We start from the raw sequence: 15929 nt of genomic DNA, 5'->3' as shown, positions 1-15929 counted from the left end.
CCTCACCGACCCGGATCGACCCGTCCGGGCAGACGAGGGAGGCGACGCCCCATGCGCGTGCTGTACCTGCTGAATATCTCCAACCCCGACCGCCTGTCGGCGGATTCGGGCTGGATCTTCGCGGACCTGCTGGCCCCGGCCCTGGTGGACGCTGGCGCCGAGGTGACCGTTGCGGCCCCGGCTGCGGCTGGGGACGCCCGCTGCGGCTTCCACCGGACGAAGGTGCCGGGGACGAAGTACCGGGCCCGGTTCTCGGCGGACATCGACGAGCTGGTGGCGCTGATCCGGGCCGAGCGGCCGGATGTGGTGGTGGCCAACCAGGTCGAGGAGGCCCCGGCGATCCGCACGGCTCTGCTGGAGGCCGGATCGGACGCCCTGCTTGCCGGATACTGCCACTACCTGCCTTTCTCCTTCACGGACGGCGGGCAGCTCCTGCTGGACCCGTCCCTGAACGACGCGGGGCTGGGTAGGCCGGTGTTGCTGGCGTTCGCCGCCGGTCTGGCCGCCTGCGACCGGGTGATGGTCCACTCCTCCACGGCCGCATCCTGGGTGTCGGCCGCCGCCGCCCGGATGACCGTGGGCCTGGGCGACCGGTTGCGGATCGTGCCCGCGCCGCGCGATGAGCGCCTGGTCCGCGACCCCGCCGCCCGGCCTGCGGCCGGCGGTGCGGTGGGCGTCTACAACCACCGGCTGTACGCCCACTACGGCACCGAGCAGTTCGTGGACCTGGCCCGCGACCTGGTCGCCTCCGGCACCGTGAGGCTGTGGGTGATGGACCTGTTCGGCCGGCGCCGAGCCGAGCGTAAGGGCCTGGACGACAGCCCGGAGAAGATGCGTGACCAGCTCGCCGCCCTGCCGCACGTCCAGGTCGTCTCCGACCGGGGCGACCGCGTCCGCTACAAGAACCTGCTGGCCGGCGCCCGCTTCGGCGTCGCCCCCTTCCGGCCCGGCTGCCCCTGGTCGATGAGCGTGATCGACTGCCAGGGCATGGGGCTGCCGGTCATCTCACCGAAGTTGGGCTGGCTCACCGAGCACATCGACCCGGAGCTGTGCTTCACCACCCCGGCTGAGGCCGTCGCCCTGGCCGAACGCCTCGCCGCCGACGACGAGTTCCACGCCGTGCACGCCAAGCGGGCCCACGCCTCCACCGCCGACTTCGCCCCCGCCCTGGTCGCCACTCGCTACCTGGAGGCCATCTCGTGACCGGCTTCGACGCGGTGCTCCTGTCGTACGACGAGCCGATGGCCAACTCCCTGCACTCCCGGCTCCAGCGGACGCTCGGCGGCACGGTCAAGCGCCTGCACGGCGTGCACGGGATGCGGAGGGCCTACCGGCTGTGCGCCGAGGTCGTCGACCGCGAGCAGTTCTTCCTCGCCGACGGCGACTTCGCCATCGACCCCGACTTCGATGTGGCCGCCGTCGAGCCGCTGGACGAGGGGGTGTCCATGCGCGTGTGGCGGGCGGTCAACCCGGTCAACGGCCTGACCTACGGCTACGGTGGGCTGAAACTGATCCGCCGCAATGCCCTGCGGGAGATGGGCGAGGCCGTCGACGTGCTCGCCGCTCTGCCCGGCCGGATCGAGTTCGCCCAGCGCACCGCCGGGATCACTCGGTTCAACCAAAGCCCGTTCCACGCTTGGAAGGCGGGCTTCCGTGAGTGCGCGATGCTGGCCCGCGGCAGCGAGTACGGGATGGCCGACGGCGACGCCCACCAGCGGATTCAGGCGTGGACTGCGAGCCATAGCGGTGAGTTCGCATCCTTCGCCGCCTCAGGGGCCCGGGAAGGCGTCGCTTTCGCAGGCGAAGCCGCCCGGGAGTCGCAGCGGTTCGACCACCTCAACGAGCCCGCCTGGCTGCGGGAGAGGTTCACCTTCGCCCATGGCGACCAGGCGGTGTCCGGATGACCGGTCCGCTCGTGCTCATCGAGCCGTACGCGAACCGCCTGGGCGGGCACCACCAGCGCACGCTGGTGGCCCTCGCCCAGGCCCGGCCAGGCAGCCTGGTCATCGCCCCACACGGGATCGCCACCGAGGCGGCCCGCGCCCTGCGCGAAGCGGGCGCGCAGCTGGTCACCGGCCCGTCCGGGTGGACTGCGGGCGTCCTGCTGGCCGCAGCCCGGCTGACTGCCGGGCTCTCCGCGGCCGGGCAGTGTCTTTTGCGGTCGCGCCGCTGGTCCCGTCGCATGCGGCGGCTATCGCACCAAGTTACGCTCCTCGCCCGCTGCTTCACCGAGGGGGCTGCGCTGCGGTCCGCCCGCCGGTTGGAGCCTGACGCCGACGCGGTGGTGATTCTGACCGCGAGCGAGGCTCTGCACGGCGCCGCCGCACTCCTGGGCGGCCAGCTGCACCTGCGGTTCGTCCACGAGGCGGTCACCACAGAGGACGCCGCCGTACGGCTGCTCGGCCAGCTTGCCCGCGGAGGCGAGGAGCGGGTGGTCGCGGTGTATCCGACGCGCGCCGTCGCCGACCAGTTCGCCGCGGCCTTCCCCGATCTGCCGGCGGTTGTCGGCTGCTTCGCGGTCGATGACGGCCGCCGTCTGTCCGCTGCTGAACGCGAGGGCGGCCGGGCCGCATTCGACATCCCGGCCGCCGAGGCCGTGGTCTGCCTGGTGGGCGGCTGGTGGCCCTACGAGGACATCGCCGTCATCGATGCCGCCCTGGCCCGGCTGAAGGAGCCCCTGCACCTCGTGGTCACCGGCTCCCCGCTCGACGAAGCCGTCCTGCAGCGGTGGCGGGACCTGCCCAGCCTGCGTGTGCACACCGTGCCAGGCCCGGTCAGCGAAGCCGTGCTCCGGCTGGTGTACGCCGCCGCAGACGCCGCCCTGGTCACCCGCCACGCCGGGACCGGCAAGGAATCCGGGCTCGTCATGGACACTGCCCGCCTCGGCGTCCCTCTGATCGTCTCCGACCACGATGGTGCCCTCACCGCTCGCCTGCGCGGCCAACCCTGGGCCCTGGCGTTCCCCGTGAGCGACCCGGCCGCCCTCGCCGAAGCCCTGCACACCGTCATCCGCCAGCCGCTCCCGCTGCCTGGCCCCGACGCCCCGGGGCTGCTGGGCATGCGGTCGGCCGCCGGGCAGGCCGACTTCCTCACCCACACCTTCGCCCCCTTGCGATCGAAGGAGTCCTGAATGCTGAGCACGCCTCCCGCGCTGATCGCTGTGGTCGGCCCCGTCGAGCCGCCCCTGCTGGCCGCCTGGGTCCGCCACTACCGGTGGCTGGGCGTCGAGCGGTTCCTGATCGCCTTCCACTTTCCCGACCACGTCCCCGACATCCGACGGCACGAGCTCCAGGCTGCCGTCCGCGAGCTGGGCATCATCCCCACCGGCACCAGCACCGGCCCGTGGCACGAGCACACCAACACCCAGCTCAGAGACGCCCTGCGGCATCGGGCCGGGCCCGGCTGGCACCTGCTCGCCGACGCTGATGAGTTGCAGCAGTACCCAGCCCCGCTCGCCGAAGTGATCACCCAGGCCGAGAAGTCTGGGCACCGTGTGGTGGGCGGGCTGATGCTCGACCGGGTCGCCGCCAGCGGACGCCTGACCGGCTGGCGGCCCGAAGGCGGGCTCGACCTCGCCTATCCTTTGGGCGGCCACCTCACCCACCGGCTTCTGCACGGCGACCCCCGAAAGATCGTCCTCGCCCGCCACGACGTGGCCGTGGCTTCCGGCAACCACCGGGCTTCCGGCCACAGGCCCGATGCGGATCGCATCTGCGCGGTCCACCACTTCAAGTGGCGCGTCGGCGTTCTGGACGATCTCCGCCGCCGGGTCCAGCACTTCTCTTCCGGCACCTGGGAGGAACGAACCCCGGCCGTCCGTGACGAGGCCGGCCGCCTGCTGGCCCACGTCGGCCAGCATGGCGGCGTGCTCAACATCAGTGAACCCCGATTCGCCTTCCGCCGCGTGAGCATGGACCGCTTGCCCTTCGGCTGGCTCGCGGAGGCCCGCGGCATCTTCACCAGCTGGCGGCCCTACGCGCACACGAGTCAGGACTGAGACAATGCCCGATGCTCGCGCGCTCTCGTCGCGGAAGGGATGACCACGTGCCCCTCGCCATTCTCTTGGCCGGCCTGACCGGCTCGGGGAAGACCACCGTCGCACAAGCCCTGGCCGGCCATGGCTTCACCCGGCTCTCCGTCGATGAGGAAGTCCACCGCCTCCACGGCCGGTACGGCGTGGACTACCCCGAGCACACCTACTTCGAGCGCGAGCGGCCCGTCGTCGAAGCGATCCGCACGCGGTTCATCAAGGAGATCGAGGCCGGGAACGACGTCGTCCTGGACCACGGGCTGTGGCTCCGCACCGAGCGTGACGCCTGGCGGCAGGACGCCCGTGAAGCGGGCGGCCACCCCCTGGTCGTCTACCTCCCCGCCGACCGCGCCGAGTTGCTGCGGCGCCTCGCGGAACGCAACCAGCGCGAGGACGCCAACGCGCTGACGGTCACCCCTGAAGCCCTCGACGACTTCTTCGCCCGCTTCGACGTCCCTGCCGAGGACGAGGAGTTGATCGTCTACAACGGAGACCTCGACGCACTTCTTGCAGCGATCAGTGCGGTCGGAGACAGGAACTGAGTACGTTCACGAGGTGGGAAGCGATCAGCGTCAATACGCTCCGGCTTCATCTCGTACCGGCGCTGGGTGCCTGCGCCATGGCGGCGATACGACGCAACGACATCAGGCGCTCTTCATCGCCTCCAGCCCGTGCCGCCTGATCACCCTCCCCGCCATGCCGGGCGAGGAGGTCACCCCGCCCACGGTCGAGCAGGTCGAGACGATGGCACGGGTGGTGCCGCCGTACATCCGCGCGGCCGTCGTCACCCTCGCCGGGGCAGGGCTTTGCATAGGCGGGTTGCTCGGCCCGAAGGTGTCCGACGCCGACTTCAAGGTCGGCATCATCCGGGTCGACGGCAGCGGCTTCCGTCGGTGCTCGCGCACCTTGCCGCACGCCCCTCCAAGGAGCGGCTGTTCACCGTGGCGGAGAGGGAGCCCCTCAATTACCGCCGTTGGAAGACGGAGTGGAACTGCGCCCGTAGGACGCTCCAGGCGGAGGAGAACGAGGCAGCCGGGCGCGAGGGCCGCAAGCCCGTCGTAATGCCGCACATGACCTCGCCCGTCCTGTTGCACTTCTACGCCTCCGCGCTCATCGCCGGCGGCGCGAGCGTCAAGCTGGTGCAACTCGTCCTCGGGCACGCTTCGCCAGCATCACGCTGCGAATCTACGCGCACCTGTGGCGGGACGAAGAAGACCGCACCCGGTCCGTCATGGACGCCGTGCTCGGCGGCCTGCGGACCGGGTGCGGACAGGTAAACGGCACGACCCGCGAAACCGCGGGTCAGGCCGCCTAGCCAGAGATCAGGCCTTCTTCGTCTCCCAGAAGATCTTGTCGATCTGGGCGATGTAGTCGAGCGCCTTCTGGCCCGTCGCCGGGTCGGTGGAGCCCTTGGCGGCCGAGAGGGCCTTCAGGGTGTCGTTGACCAGCTGGTGCAGCTCGGGGTACTTCTCGAAGTGCGGGGCCTTGAAGTAGTCGCTCCAGAGGACGGAGACGTGGTGCTTCGCGAGCTCCGCGCGCTGTTCCTTGATGACGGTGGCGCGGGCCTGGAAGTGGGGGTCGTCGTTGCCGGCCATCTTCTCCTGGACGGCCTTGACCGACTCCGCCTCGATGCGGGCCTGGGCCGGGTCGTACACGCCGCAGGGCAGGTCGCAGTGGGCGCTGACCTTGACCTTGGGGGCAAACAGGCGGGAAAGCATGGAGCATTCCTTCCTCGTGATCGTCTTCTCAGGTGCGACATTACTCCCTGAGCGACCTGTTTTCCTGAGTGCCCCCTAGGGCTTAGGACAAAAGTCCAGGGTCAGACTGAGACTGGTGGAGGAACGGACCGGGGAGGTGCCGGGAATGCCGGAGCTGTCGCAGGAGAGCGAGCGGGGGAGGTCGCCCGCGCCGTTCGGGCTGGCCGAGGTGACGGGGCCGTCCATGGTGCCCACGCTCCAGCACGGCGATCAGCTGCTGGTGCGCTACGGGGGCACGGTCAGGCCCGGTGACATCGTCGTACTGCGGCATCCGTTCCAGCAGGACCTGCTGGTGGTCAAGCGGGCCGTGGAGCGGCGCGAGGGCGGCTGGTGGGTGCTCGGGGACAACCCGTACGCGGGCGGGGACAGCACCGACTACGGGGTCGTGCCGGAGGAGCTGGTGCTGGGGCGGGCCTGGGTGCGGCTGCGGCCGTTCCGGGGCGGTCAGCGTTCGCCGCTGGCCGTGCTGGGCTGGGCCGTCTCGGCCGTACGGCCGCTGCTGGGCGACCGGTCGGCCTCCAGGCGCTTGCGGGCGCGATAGGCGGCCACGTTGGCGCGGGTGGCGCAGCGGTCGGAGCAGTAGCGGCGGGACCGGTTGGTCGAGGTGTCCAGGTAGGCGTTGCGGCAGGGCGCCGCCTGGCACAGGCCGAGCCGGTCCACGCCGTACTCGGTGAGGTGGAAGGCCAGGCCCATCGCCGCGATCGCCGCGTAGCCCGCGGTGGCGTTGGAGGGGTGGTCGGCCAGGTGCATGTGCCACAGCGGGCGGTCGTCCTCGTCCCGGTGGTCGTGGCCGGAGATCTGGGGGCTGACCGGGAACTCCAGCAGCAGCGAGTTCAGCAGGTCCACGGCCAGCGTCTCGTCGCCGCCGTCGGCCGCCTCGAAGACCGAGCGCAGCCGGGCCCGGACCGAGCGGAAGCGGGTGACGTCGGCGTCGGTGGCGCGGCGGGCCGCGGACGCGTTGACGCCGAAGAGGTCACGGATGGCCTCGACCGAGGTCAGGCAGTCCTTGCCCCGGCTCGGTTCCTCGGTGTTGACGAGTCGTACGGCGTAATCCGAGTAATAGGCCAGTTCCACTTGTAGTCCTTACGGGGGCGCTCTATCGTCGTACCAGCGGTCGGGTAACAGTCGATCGTGCATCCAGGGTATTACGCATCCGAGGGGAAAGGCGGGTTCCATGTCCACGAGTACCGGAACCGACTGGGCGGCCTGGCAGAGCAGCTGGGACCGGCAGCAGGAGTGGTACATGCCGGACCGCGAGGACCGCTTCCGGATCATGCTCGACATGGTCGAGGCCCTCGTCGGAACGGCACCGCGCGTGCTCGACCTCGCCTGCGGCACCGGCAGCATCACCGCCCGGCTGCTGGCCCGGTTCCCCGAGGCCACCAGCACCGGCGTCGACCTCGACCCGGCCCTGCTCGCCATCGCGCGCGGCACCTTCGAGGGCGACGACCGGGTCTCCTTCGTGACCGCCGACCTCAAGGACCCCGACTGGACGACGCGGCTGCCGTACGAGTCGTACGACGCCGTACTGACCGCGACGGCCCTGCACTGGCTGCACAGCGAACCCCTCGCGGACCTCTATGGCCGGATCGCGGAACTCGTCCGCGCCGGCGGTGTGTTCATGAACGCGGACCACATGATCGACGACAGCACGCCCCGGATCAACGCGGCCGAGCGCGCCCAGCGGCACGCCCGTATGGAACAGGCCAAGCGGGACGGCGCCCTCGACTGGGCCGAGTGGTGGCAGCTCGCGGCGAAGGACCCGGTGCTCGCCGAGCCGACCGCCCGCCGCTTCGAGATCTACGGCGAGCACGCCGACGGCGACACGCCCTCCGCCGCCTGGCACGCGCGCACCCTGCGGGAGAAGGGCTTCGCAGAGGCCCGGCCGGTGTGGTGCTCGCCGTCGGACAGCCTGGTTCTCGCCCTCAAGTAGGCGTCGAACGGCGGGCGGACGGGCGGACGGACGAGGGAGGGGCGGTGCGTGCACCGCTCCTCCCTCGTCCGTTCGGTCCGTGGACCGGCCCTTCCGCCGGTCCGCGCACCGCCCCTACCGCTCCGTTCGCGCCGCGGCCGTTCGCGCCCCGGCCGGTTACAGCACCTTCGACAGGAACGACTGCGTCCGCTCGTGCCGCGGATTCGTCAGCACGTCCCGCGGATGGCCGGATTCGACCACGACACCGCCGTCCATGAACACCAGGCTGTCGCCGACCTCGCGGGCGAAACCCATCTCATGGGTGACGACGACCATCGTCATGCCGGACTCGGCGAGGTCGCGCATGACGTCCAGGACGTCGCCGACCAGCTCCGGGTCCAGGGCCGAGGTCGGCTCGTCGAACAGCATCAGCTTGGGGTCCATCGCCAGCGCCCGCGCGATCGCCACCCGCTGCTGCTGGCCGCCGGAGAGCTGCGAGGGGTAGTTGCCCGCCTTGTCGGCCAGGCCCACCCGCTCCAGGAGCCCCGCGGCACGCTCCCGCGCCTCGCCCTTGGCCACGCCCTTGACCTGGACCGGCGCCTCCATGACGTTCTCCAGCGCCGTCATGTGCGGGAACAGGTTGAAGCGCTGGAAGACCATGCCGATGTCCCGGCGCTTCCTGGCGACTTCGCTGTCCTTCAGCTCGTACAGCTTGCCGCCCTTCTGGCGGTAGCCGACCAGCTCGCCGTCGACGTACAGCCGCCCGGCGTTGATCTTCTCCAGGTGGTTGATGCACCGCAGGAAGGTGGACTTGCCCGAGCCGGAGGGGCCGATGAGGCAGAACACCTCGCCGGGGCGCACCTCCAGGTCGATGCCCTTGAGCACCTCCACATGCCCGAACGACTTGTGGACGCCCTCCGCCCTGACCATCGCGGTGGGGCTCTGCCGCTCGCTCGGCCGGTCGTCGCTCATGCCATGACCTTCCTGCTGGAGAAGGTCGTCAGATGCGCCCTGACCTTCTGCCACGGGGTGGGCGGGAGGCTGCGGCTGGAGCCGCGGGCGTAGTACCGCTCAAGGTAGTACTGGCCCACGCTGAGCACCGAGGTCATGATCAGGTACCAGGCCGCGGCCAGGAAGTACATCTCCACCGGGGCGCCGGAGTTCTGGCCGATGTCCTGGGCGTAGCGGAACAGCTCGGGGTACTGGACGGCCGCCACCAGCGAGGTCGTCTTCAGCATGTTGATGACCTCGTTGCCGGTCGGCGGCACGATCACCCGCATCGCCTGCGGGATGACCACCCGGCGCAGGGTCTTGCCGTGGCTCATGCCCAGCGCCTGGGCCGCCTCGGTCTGGCCCTCGTCCACCGCGAGCAGGCCCGCCCGGCAGATCTCGGCCATGTACGCCGCCTCGTTCAGGCCCAGGCCGAGCAGCGCCGTCAGCAGCGGCGTCATGAAGTTCGACCAGTAGTCCTTGTAGAGCGGCATCAGGTCGATGTACTCGAAGACCAGGCCCAGGTTGAACCACAGGAACAGCTGGACCAGGACCGGGGTGCCGCGGAAGAACCAGATGTAGAACCACGCGATGGACGAGGTCACCGGGTTCTTCGAGAGCCGCATGACGGCCAGGACGATGCCGCCGACGATGCCGATCAGCATCGACAGGACCGTCAGCAGGAGCGTCTTGCCGACACCGGTCATGATCCGGTGGTCGAAGAAGTACTCCGGCACCGCATGCCAGTTGATCTTGCCCTGGCTGAAGGCGTGGACGATCGCGACGAGGATCGCGATGGCGACGACGGCGGACACATAGCGTCCGTAGTGCCGCACCGGGATGGCTCTGATGGCTTCCGGGCCGGCCGGGGGAGTGCCCTGCTCCCCGGCCGCCTTCTCTATGTCAGTCACGGATGTGCTGCCTCTCGGTGGCCGCTGGATGCGCCGCGGGTCACTTGCCGCCGTTGATCACGGATTCCTTGACGGCGCCGTCCTGGGCGCCCCACTTCTCGAGGATCTTCCGGTACTCGCCGTTCTTGATGATCGCGTCCATCGCGGCCTTGAGCGCGTCCCGCAGCTGGGTGGCCTCCTTGGAGACGGCGATGCCGTACGGCGCCGCCGAGACCTGGTCGCCGACGAGCTGGAAGTCCTTGCCGCCGCCCGAGGTCTTCACCGCGTACGCCGCCACCGGGAAGTCGGAGGAGGCCGCGTCCACGCCGCCCGAGCGCAGCCGGGTCTGGGACTGCTGGTCGTCGTCGAAGGGCTCGATGGAGAGTTTCTTGCCGGCCGGACACTTCTTGGCCTCGGTCTTGGCCAGGTCCTCCGAGACGGTGCCGCGCTCGACGGCGATCTTCTTGCCGCACAGGTCGGACCAGCCGGTGATGCCCTCGGTCTCGCCCTTGCGCGTGTAGATCGAGACGCCGGCGGTCAGGTAGTCGACGAAGTCGACGCCCTCGCCGACCTTCTTGCCGGTGTCCGGGTCGACGCCCTGCTGGCGGTCCTTGTTGTCGGTCATGGCCGACATCGCTATGTCGTAGCGGCCCGAGCGCAGGCCGGTGAGCAGGGCGTCGAAGGTGCCGTTCTGGAACTCGAACTTCACGCCGAGCTGCTTGCCCAGCGCGGCCGCGAGATCGGGGTCCAGACCGACGGCCTTGCCGCTGGAGTCCTTGAACTCCACCGGGGCGTACGCGATGTCCGAGCCGACCAGGATCCTGCCCTTGCCGCGGACGGACTGCGGGAGCTTGCTCGCGAGCGGGGCGGAGGAGGCGGCGCCGGAGTCGTTGCTCTTGCCCTTCGTCTGGTCACCGCAGCCGGTGACCAGCAGGGCGCCTGCGACCGCGAGCGCACCGACCGCGGCCAGCCGGGGGCGGGTGGCGATCGGACGACGGGGGGAACGTGCGGTCATCGTGGATTCCTCCGGCGTATGCGAAGAGTTAGCCGCTGGGTAGACGAGAACACACACCATTGGGTGGCGCGACCTCGCGGGTTTACGGCATCTTGCCATTCGGACTACGCCATCCAGGGGCGCCGATATGTCAAAATCGGATAACGGGTGACCCCCGAATCCCATCAGGTCGGTACATCCCCGGTCCTTCGGTGTCATACCGCACCGGGCCACCTGCGTGAATCCCGTTCCGCCGCCGGAAAACCTCCGGCCCGTCCCGGCATGCGGACGGCCGGACGCCCCCGCCCCTCCCGTGCCGCCGTCAGCGCGGCCGTCAGCGGTGTGTCATCTCCGTGTGGCTATCTGGTTCCGAGATGTGACCTTGCACCTATTGGACTCGTCGTGGGCGCCGTCCGTCCGGTAAGAAGGTTCTTTACACCCCTCATCCGGGGCCCAGGGCGCGTGTGCGGCGCGCCCGTCGCGCATGACCCGTGCGTATCCGCAATCGGGCCCTGCGCGGTGCCCGCCCACCCCTCACCAGGAGTGGTCGACCCTCAAATCATGCATACCTAAGGGGTAGAACAAGTGGCAGCGGAGATCGTCAATCCTCGCAGCGACATCGGTACGGACCAGGACGGCGGGGCCGAGCCCCTCGATTCCTTCGACCCGGTGTTCGCTCTGCACCGCGGCGGCAAGATGGCTGTGCAAGCCACCGTGCCGGTCCGCGACAAGGACGACCTTTCCCTCGCGTACACGCCCGGCGTCGCGCGCGTGTGCACCGCGATCGCGGAGCAGCCGGAGCTGGTCAACGACTACACATGGAAGTCCTCCGTCGTCGCCGTCGTCACCGACGGCACGGCGGTGCTCGGACTCGGGGACATCGGCCCCCAGGCCTCCCTCCCGGTGATGGAGGGCAAGGCGATCCTGTTCAAGCAGTTCGGCGGTGTCGACGCGGTGCCGATCGCGCTCGACTGCACCGACGTGGACGAGATCGTGGAGACCGTCGTCCGGCTCGCTCCCTCCTTCGGCGGAGTCAACCTGGAGGACATCTCGGCGCCCCGGTGCTTCGAGATCGAGCGCCGCCTCCAGGAGCGCCTGGACATCCCGGTCTTCCACGACGACCAGCACGGCACCGCCGTGGTCACGCTCGCGGCGCTGCGCAACGCGGCGCGGCTCAGCGGCCGGGAGATCGGGCAGCTGCGCGCCGTGATCTCGGGCGCCGGCGCGGCCGGTGTGGCCATCGCCAAGATGCTGGTCGAGGCCGGCATCGGCGATGTGGCGGTGGCGGACCGCAAGGGCGTCGTCTCGGCCGACCGCGAGGACCTCACCCCGGTCAAGCGCGAGCTGGCCGGCTTCACCAACAAGGCCGGGCTCAGCGGCACGCTGGAGGACGCGCTCACGGGCGCGGACGTCTTCATCGGCGTCTCCGGCGGTACGGTCGCGGAGGCGGCCGTGGCCCGGATGGCCGAGGGTGCCTTCGTGTTCGCGATGGCCAACCCGAACCCCGAGGTGCACCCCGAGGTCGCGCACAAGTACGCGGCGGTCGTGGCCACCGGGCGCTCGGACTTCCCGAACCAGATCAACAACGTGCTGGCCTTCCCCGGCATCTTCGCCGGCGCGCTCCAGGTGCGGGCCACCCGGATCACCGAGGGAATGAAGATCGCGGCGGCGGAGGCGCTGGCCGCGGTGGTCGGGGACGATCTCGCGGCGGACTACGTGATTCCGTCGCCGTTCGACGAGCGGGTCGCTCCGGCGGTCACGGCGGCGGTGGCCGCGGCTGCCCGTGCGGAGGGCGTCGCCCGGCGCTGACACCGGCTGAAGACGGCCCCGCCTGGGTTCGGGCGGGGCCGTTTCCTTTCCACCCGCCCCCGGATTCCGTGTCGCAGGGCGGCCCTTGGACGGCCTCGCGGCAAGCTGCGCCGACCGGGTGCCGTCGTGCAAGAGGGCATGTGTCACAGCGCGGCCCGGTTCCGCCGGCCGCCCGGCGCACCTATCGTCGGCACCATGTTCGCCGTCTACGCCGCCCGAATCGACCGCGACCAGCCGCTCTCCGGCCTTGAGTTGGGGGAGCGTCCTGCTCCCGAGGCCCGTCCCGGCTGGAGCACCATCGATGTGCGCGCCGCCTCCCTCAACCACCATGACCTCTGGTCCCTGCGGGGCGTCGGCCTCCCGGAGGACCGGCTGCCGATGATCCTCGGCTGCGATGCCGCCGGGGTCGACGCGGACGGCAACGAGGTCGTCCTGCACTCCGTCATCGGCCAGACCGGCCACGGCGTCGGCCCCAAGGAGCCGCGCTCCATCCTGACCGAGCGCTACCAGGGCACCTTCGCCGAACAGGTCGCCGTACCGACCTTCAATGTGCTGCCCAAGCCGAAGGAGCTGTCCTTCGCCGAGGCCGCCTGTCTGCCCACCGCGTGGCTGACGGCGTACCGGATGCTGTTCACCAACGCGGGGGTACGACCCGGAGACTCGGTCCTGGTGCAGGGCGCGGGCGGCGGGGTCGCCACGGCCGCGATCGTGCTCGGCAAGGCCGCGGGGCTGAAGATGTTCGCCACCAGCCGGGACGAGGCGAAGCGGAAGCGGGCCCTGGAGCTGGGCGCGGTGGAGGCCGTGGAGAGCGGGGCGCGGCTGCCGCAGCGGGTGGACGCGGTCATCGAGACCGTGGGCGCCGCGACCTGGTCCCACTCGGTGAAGTCGCTGCGCCCCGGCGGCACGATCGTGATCTCCGGCGCGACCAGCGGCGACCGGCCCTCGCACGCCGAGCTGACCCGGATCTTCTTCCTCGAACTGAAGGTGGTCGGCTCCACGATGGGCACCAAGGAGGAGCTGGAGGACCTGCTCTCCTTCTGCGCCACGACCGGGGTGCGGCCCGTCATCGACGAGGTGCTCCCCATGGACCGCGCCCGCGAGGGCTTCGAACGGATGGAGTCCGGCGGGCAGTTCGGGAAGATCGTGCTGACCACGTGACTGCGTTCTGAGTCCGCCGGCGAAGTGGCGGCGGGTCCGGGCGGGTGCCGGGCCCGCCTTTTCCTAGCCCTTCGTCTCCTCTCCCTTCCGCGGGCGCAGCACCGAGGTGATCTCCGCCGCCGCGCGTGACAAATGCTCACGGGCCGCCCGGAGCTGGTCCGGGGTCACGCCGTGGTCGCGGGACAGATCGCGGATGTCGTCGCGGAAGCGGTCCAGGAGGCGGTCGAGGTCGCGGGCGGGGTTGTCGGTGGGGGGTTCGTGCGTCCACGAGGGGATGTACTCGGCCGGGAAGTCCGCCGTGGTGTAGGTCGGGGTCTGGGCCGGGGCCGGGCGGGGGGTGGTCCAGTCCTTGCCCAGGTCGCCCAGCTCCCGCGCCAGTTCGGTCAGGCCCTCGCGGACGCCCGCGGGCCAGTTGCCGTGCGCGAAGTGGTCCTGGACGCGGCGGGCGATGCGCTGCATCTCCTCCTGCGCCTGGGCGCGGGCGCGGGCCTGGGCCTCCTGGGCCTGGTGGCGGGCGCGCTGGGCCTCCTCACGGGCCCGGCGGCTCTCGTCCTTGGCGCGGCGGGCCTGCTCCTTCCACTCCTGCCTGACCCGGCGCATCTCCTCCTTGGCGGCGCGCCAGGCGTCCTTGGACTCCGGGCCGGCCCCGGCGTCCCCGGCGTCGCCCCCCTCGCGGGCCTCGGAGGCGGCGGCGCGCATCTCGCGGCGCAGATCGCCGGCCGCGCCGCGCACATCGGCCTTGATCTCGGCCGCCAGTTCCGCCACCGACTCGCGGATCTCCAGTTCCAGATCGGCCAACTCGCCGCTGCGGTCGGCCAGTTCGGCGCGGCCCGCGTCCGTGATGGCGTACACCTTGCGGCCGCCCTCGGTGGTGTGGGTGACCAGGCCCTCGGCCTCCAGCTTGGCCAGGCGGGGGTAGACGGTGCCCGCCGAGGGGGCGTACAGCCCCTGGAAGCGCTCCTCCAGGAGGCGGATCACCTCGTAGCCATGGCGCGGCGCTTCGTCCAGCAGCTTGAGCAGGTACAGGCGCAGACGTCCGTGAGCGAAGACGGGGGGCATGTCAGAGCACCTTCTTGTCGGTCGGGCCGTGTGTCGGGCCGGCGCCGGCGCCGTCGGCCGGGTCCTCGGGGGTCCGGTCGGGGCGGCGGAGCAGGGCGATCGCGCCGGAGACGGTGGTGGCCCGGAGCCGTCCCGTGCCCGCGCCCAGCCGGCCGGTGATCTTGTGGGCGCCCCACTGGCCGTGCACCCGCAGTTGCTCGAAGGCGTTGGAGATCCGGCCGCTCGCCGTGTTCGCCTCCACCTCCGCGTCCGCGGGGTGTGGCAGCCGGATGGCGATCTCGCCCGAAACACTGGTGAGGTGGACGTCCGTCGGCCCCTCCGGGTCCAGGTCCACGATCATCGAGCCGCTGACCGAGTCGGCCCGCACGGCGGGGCCCGAGCCCTCGACCACGGTCAGGTCGCCGGAGATCGAGGTGAAGCGCAGCTCGCCGGTGACCGCCTGCGCCTCCAGGTTCCCCGACACGGTGTTCGCCTGGACCGGTCCGGACAGGCCGACCAGGGTGGTGTCGCCGGTGACGCCCCGGACCACCGCGGGGCCCCGGATGCCGGAGACCACCGCGCCGGCGCCGACCGTGCCCACCTCCACCCTGGCGTCCGCCGGGACCGCGAGCGAGACGACCGCGCTGCGGCGCCGGCTCTTGCGGTCCAGGAACTTGGTGAAGCCCTGCCAGGTCAGGTCCTCGTACCCCACCGTCAGGGTGCCGTTCTCGTGTATCACCGTCAGCGGTGGCCCCTCGATGTCGGAGACCTCCAGGCGGGCCGGGCCCTCCTCGGCGCCCACCACGTTCACCGTGCCGCCCGCGATGCGCACCTGGAGGGTGCTCACCGGCGCGTCGAACGTCAGCTTCCGTGGCTCGGCGACGGACCACTCGGACATGGGGGACCTCCTCGGCCGTACGGCATCGCGACGCGTCATATCGCGTCCGTCGAGAAACACGATATATCGTGGTGTCGCGAAGCTCAAGACACTCTTTCGGGAACGCCGCCCCGCGCATTGCTTAGGCTGGTGAGGACGCCGCCGCCTGCCCCATCGGCTCGGGGCACCCACGCACACGGCGCATACGCACACCAGGAGACGCAACCCCATGTACTTCACCGACCGCGGCATCGAGGAGCTGGAGAAGCGGCGCGGCGAGGAGGAGGTCACCTTCGAGTGGCTCGCCGAGCAGCTGCGCACCTTCGTGGACCTCAACCCCGACTTCGAGGTGCCCGTGGAGCGCCTGGCCACCTGGCTCGCCCGCCTCGACGACGAGGACGACGAGTAGACGGGAAAAGCGCCGAAGTAGGCGGGAAAAACGCCGAAGGGCCCGGTTCCGCGATGGAACCGGGC

At 70.9% G+C, this 15929-nt stretch carries 18 protein-coding genes; 10 read left to right on the top strand and 8 right to left on the bottom strand.

Translation table 11 applies throughout. The features are described 5' to 3' along the window. Positions 1 to 51: 51 nt before the first annotated feature. Genes AC069R_RS20155 through AC069R_RS20135 form a run of 5 tightly spaced genes read left to right on the top strand, consistent with a single transcriptional unit; the run spans position 52 to position 4572 of the window. On the top strand, positions 52 to 1203 hold the full coding sequence (locus AC069R_RS20155) for a glycosyltransferase (RefSeq protein ID WP_478768180.1): 1152 nt from the start codon (positions 52 to 54) through the stop codon (positions 1201 to 1203). Beyond that, the gene (locus AC069R_RS20150) at positions 1200 to 1904 is read left to right on the top strand and encodes a hypothetical protein (RefSeq protein ID WP_478768179.1); all 705 of its coding nucleotides are present in this window, start codon (positions 1200 to 1202) and stop codon (positions 1902 to 1904) included. The genes AC069R_RS20155 and AC069R_RS20150 overlap by 4 nt, the downstream gene beginning before the upstream one ends. Next, entirely contained in the window at positions 1901 to 3130 is a 1230-nt protein-coding gene (locus AC069R_RS20145; protein WP_478768178.1) for a glycosyltransferase, read from the top strand. Before AC069R_RS20150 ends, AC069R_RS20145 begins: the two co-directional genes overlap by 4 nt. Next, a complete protein-coding gene (locus tag AC069R_RS20140; RefSeq protein WP_478768177.1) occupies positions 3131 to 3997 on the top strand; it encodes a glycosyltransferase family 2 protein in 867 nt (288 codons plus the stop codon). Between the two features lie 47 nt (positions 3998 to 4044). Then, positions 4045 to 4572 carry a P-loop nucleotide/nucleoside kinase family protein gene (locus AC069R_RS20135; RefSeq protein WP_478768176.1) on the top strand — a complete coding sequence of 176 codons (528 nt, stop codon included), beginning with the start codon at positions 4045 to 4047 and terminating at the stop codon, positions 4570 to 4572. Positions 4573 to 4674: 102 nt separating this feature from the next. Here the strand turns inward: AC069R_RS20135 and AC069R_RS20130 are convergent, their stop codons facing one another. Together AC069R_RS20130 and sodN are read right to left on the bottom strand one after the other, a co-directional pair. Next, complete coding sequence (locus AC069R_RS20130) at positions 4675 to 4842, bottom strand: hypothetical protein (RefSeq protein WP_478768175.1); 168 nt, start codon at positions 4840 to 4842, stop codon at positions 4675 to 4677. A gap of 510 nt (positions 4843 to 5352) precedes the next feature. Continuing rightward, positions 5353 to 5748: a superoxide dismutase, Ni gene (gene sodN, locus AC069R_RS20125; RefSeq protein ID WP_478768174.1), complete on the bottom strand. Its 396-nt coding sequence runs from the start codon at positions 5746 to 5748 to the stop codon at positions 5353 to 5355. A gap of 145 nt (positions 5749 to 5893) precedes the next feature. Here sodN and sodX point away from each other — a divergent pair, with 145 nt between their 5' ends. Beyond that, complete coding sequence (gene sodX / locus AC069R_RS20120) at positions 5894 to 6328, top strand: nickel-type superoxide dismutase maturation protease (protein ID WP_478768205.1); 435 nt, start codon at positions 5894 to 5896, stop codon at positions 6326 to 6328. Here the strand turns inward: sodX and AC069R_RS20115 are convergent. After that, entirely contained in the window at positions 6232 to 6861 is a 630-nt protein-coding gene (locus AC069R_RS20115; RefSeq protein WP_397984080.1) for a CGNR zinc finger domain-containing protein, read from the bottom strand. The genes sodX and AC069R_RS20115 overlap by 97 nt on opposite strands. 100 nt (positions 6862 to 6961) lie before the next feature. Here AC069R_RS20115 and AC069R_RS20110 point away from each other — a divergent pair, with 100 nt between their 5' ends. After that, a complete protein-coding gene (locus AC069R_RS20110; RefSeq protein WP_478768173.1) occupies positions 6962 to 7720 on the top strand; it encodes a class I SAM-dependent methyltransferase in 759 nt (252 codons plus the stop codon). Between the two features lie 156 nt (positions 7721 to 7876). Here AC069R_RS20110 and AC069R_RS20105 read toward each other — a convergent pair whose 3' ends face one another. From AC069R_RS20105 to AC069R_RS20095, 3 genes are read right to left on the bottom strand one after another with little or no spacing between them, the layout of a single operon-like run. Further along, positions 7877 to 8629: an amino acid ABC transporter ATP-binding protein gene (locus AC069R_RS20105; RefSeq protein ID WP_478768204.1), complete on the bottom strand. Its 753-nt coding sequence runs from the start codon at positions 8627 to 8629 to the stop codon at positions 7877 to 7879. Between the two features lie 38 nt (positions 8630 to 8667). Next, the gene (locus AC069R_RS20100; protein ID WP_478768172.1) at positions 8668 to 9600 is read right to left on the bottom strand and encodes an amino acid ABC transporter permease; all 933 of its coding nucleotides are present in this window, start codon (positions 9598 to 9600) and stop codon (positions 8668 to 8670) included. A gap of 40 nt (positions 9601 to 9640) precedes the next feature. Beyond that, positions 9641 to 10594, bottom strand: coding sequence for an ABC transporter substrate-binding protein (locus AC069R_RS20095; protein WP_478768171.1), 954 nt, complete (start codon positions 10592 to 10594; stop codon positions 9641 to 9643). A gap of 564 nt (positions 10595 to 11158) precedes the next feature. On the opposite strand from AC069R_RS20095, the gene AC069R_RS20090 reads away from it, so the two are divergent. Further along, the gene (locus AC069R_RS20090) at positions 11159 to 12382 is read left to right on the top strand and encodes an NADP-dependent malic enzyme (RefSeq protein ID WP_397984076.1); all 1224 of its coding nucleotides are present in this window, start codon (positions 11159 to 11161) and stop codon (positions 12380 to 12382) included. A 195-nt stretch (positions 12383 to 12577) separates the two neighbouring features. Next, positions 12578 to 13540, top strand: a complete 963-nt coding sequence (locus AC069R_RS20085; RefSeq protein ID WP_478768170.1) for a zinc-binding dehydrogenase — start codon at positions 12578 to 12580, stop codon at positions 13538 to 13540. A gap of 63 nt (positions 13541 to 13603) precedes the next feature. Here AC069R_RS20085 and AC069R_RS20080 read toward each other — a convergent pair whose 3' ends face one another. Then, positions 13604 to 14599: a PadR family transcriptional regulator gene (locus tag AC069R_RS20080; RefSeq protein ID WP_478768169.1), complete on the bottom strand. Its 996-nt coding sequence runs from the start codon at positions 14597 to 14599 to the stop codon at positions 13604 to 13606. Position 14600: 1 nt separating this feature from the next. Continuing rightward, positions 14601 to 15476 (bottom strand): DUF4097 family beta strand repeat-containing protein, encoded by an 876-nt coding sequence (locus tag AC069R_RS20075; RefSeq protein WP_478768168.1) that lies wholly within the window; start codon positions 15474 to 15476, stop codon positions 14601 to 14603. A 208-nt stretch (positions 15477 to 15684) separates the two neighbouring features. Here AC069R_RS20075 and AC069R_RS20070 point away from each other — a divergent pair, with 208 nt between their 5' ends. After that, complete coding sequence (locus tag AC069R_RS20070) at positions 15685 to 15864, top strand: DUF6104 family protein (RefSeq protein WP_003992906.1); 180 nt, start codon at positions 15685 to 15687, stop codon at positions 15862 to 15864. Positions 15865 to 15929 lie beyond the last annotated feature (65 nt).

Source organism: Streptomyces sp. NPDC043952 (assembly GCF_056435325.1).
This window is presented reverse-complemented; position numbering and strand designations above follow the sequence as displayed.

Bases quoted from the DNA above. Each gene is read 5' to 3' on its own strand.
- AC069R_RS20155 (WP_478768180.1), top strand. From the start codon at position 52: ATGCGCGTGCTGTACCTGCTGAATATCTCCAACCCCGACCGCCTGTCG.
- AC069R_RS20145 (WP_478768178.1), top strand. From the start codon at position 1,901: ATGACCGGTCCGCTCGTGCTCATCGAGCCGTACGCGAACCGCCTGGGC.
- AC069R_RS20140 (WP_478768177.1), top strand. From the start codon at position 3,131: ATGCTGAGCACGCCTCCCGCGCTGATCGCTGTGGTCGGCCCCGTCGAG.
- AC069R_RS20130 (WP_478768175.1), bottom strand. From the start codon at position 4,842: ATGCAAAGCCCTGCCCCGGCGAGGGTGACGACGGCCGCGCGGATGTAC.
- sodN (WP_478768174.1), bottom strand. From the start codon at position 5,748: ATGCTTTCCCGCCTGTTTGCCCCCAAGGTCAAGGTCAGCGCCCACTGC.
- sodX (WP_478768205.1), top strand. From the start codon at position 5,894: ATGCCGGAGCTGTCGCAGGAGAGCGAGCGGGGGAGGTCGCCCGCGCCG.
- AC069R_RS20110 (WP_478768173.1), top strand. From the start codon at position 6,962: ATGTCCACGAGTACCGGAACCGACTGGGCGGCCTGGCAGAGCAGCTGG.
- AC069R_RS20105 (WP_478768204.1), bottom strand. From the start codon at position 8,629: ATGGTCAGGGCGGAGGGCGTCCACAAGTCGTTCGGGCATGTGGAGGTG.
- AC069R_RS20095 (WP_478768171.1), bottom strand. From the start codon at position 10,594: ATGACCGCACGTTCCCCCCGTCGTCCGATCGCCACCCGCCCCCGGCTG.
- AC069R_RS20085 (WP_478768170.1), top strand. From the start codon at position 12,578: ATGTTCGCCGTCTACGCCGCCCGAATCGACCGCGACCAGCCGCTCTCC.
- AC069R_RS20080 (WP_478768169.1), bottom strand. From the start codon at position 14,599: ATGCCCCCCGTCTTCGCTCACGGACGTCTGCGCCTGTACCTGCTCAAG.
- AC069R_RS20075 (WP_478768168.1), bottom strand. From the start codon at position 15,476: ATGTCCGAGTGGTCCGTCGCCGAGCCACGGAAGCTGACGTTCGACGCG.
- AC069R_RS20070 (WP_003992906.1), top strand. From the start codon at position 15,685: ATGTACTTCACCGACCGCGGCATCGAGGAGCTGGAGAAGCGGCGCGGC.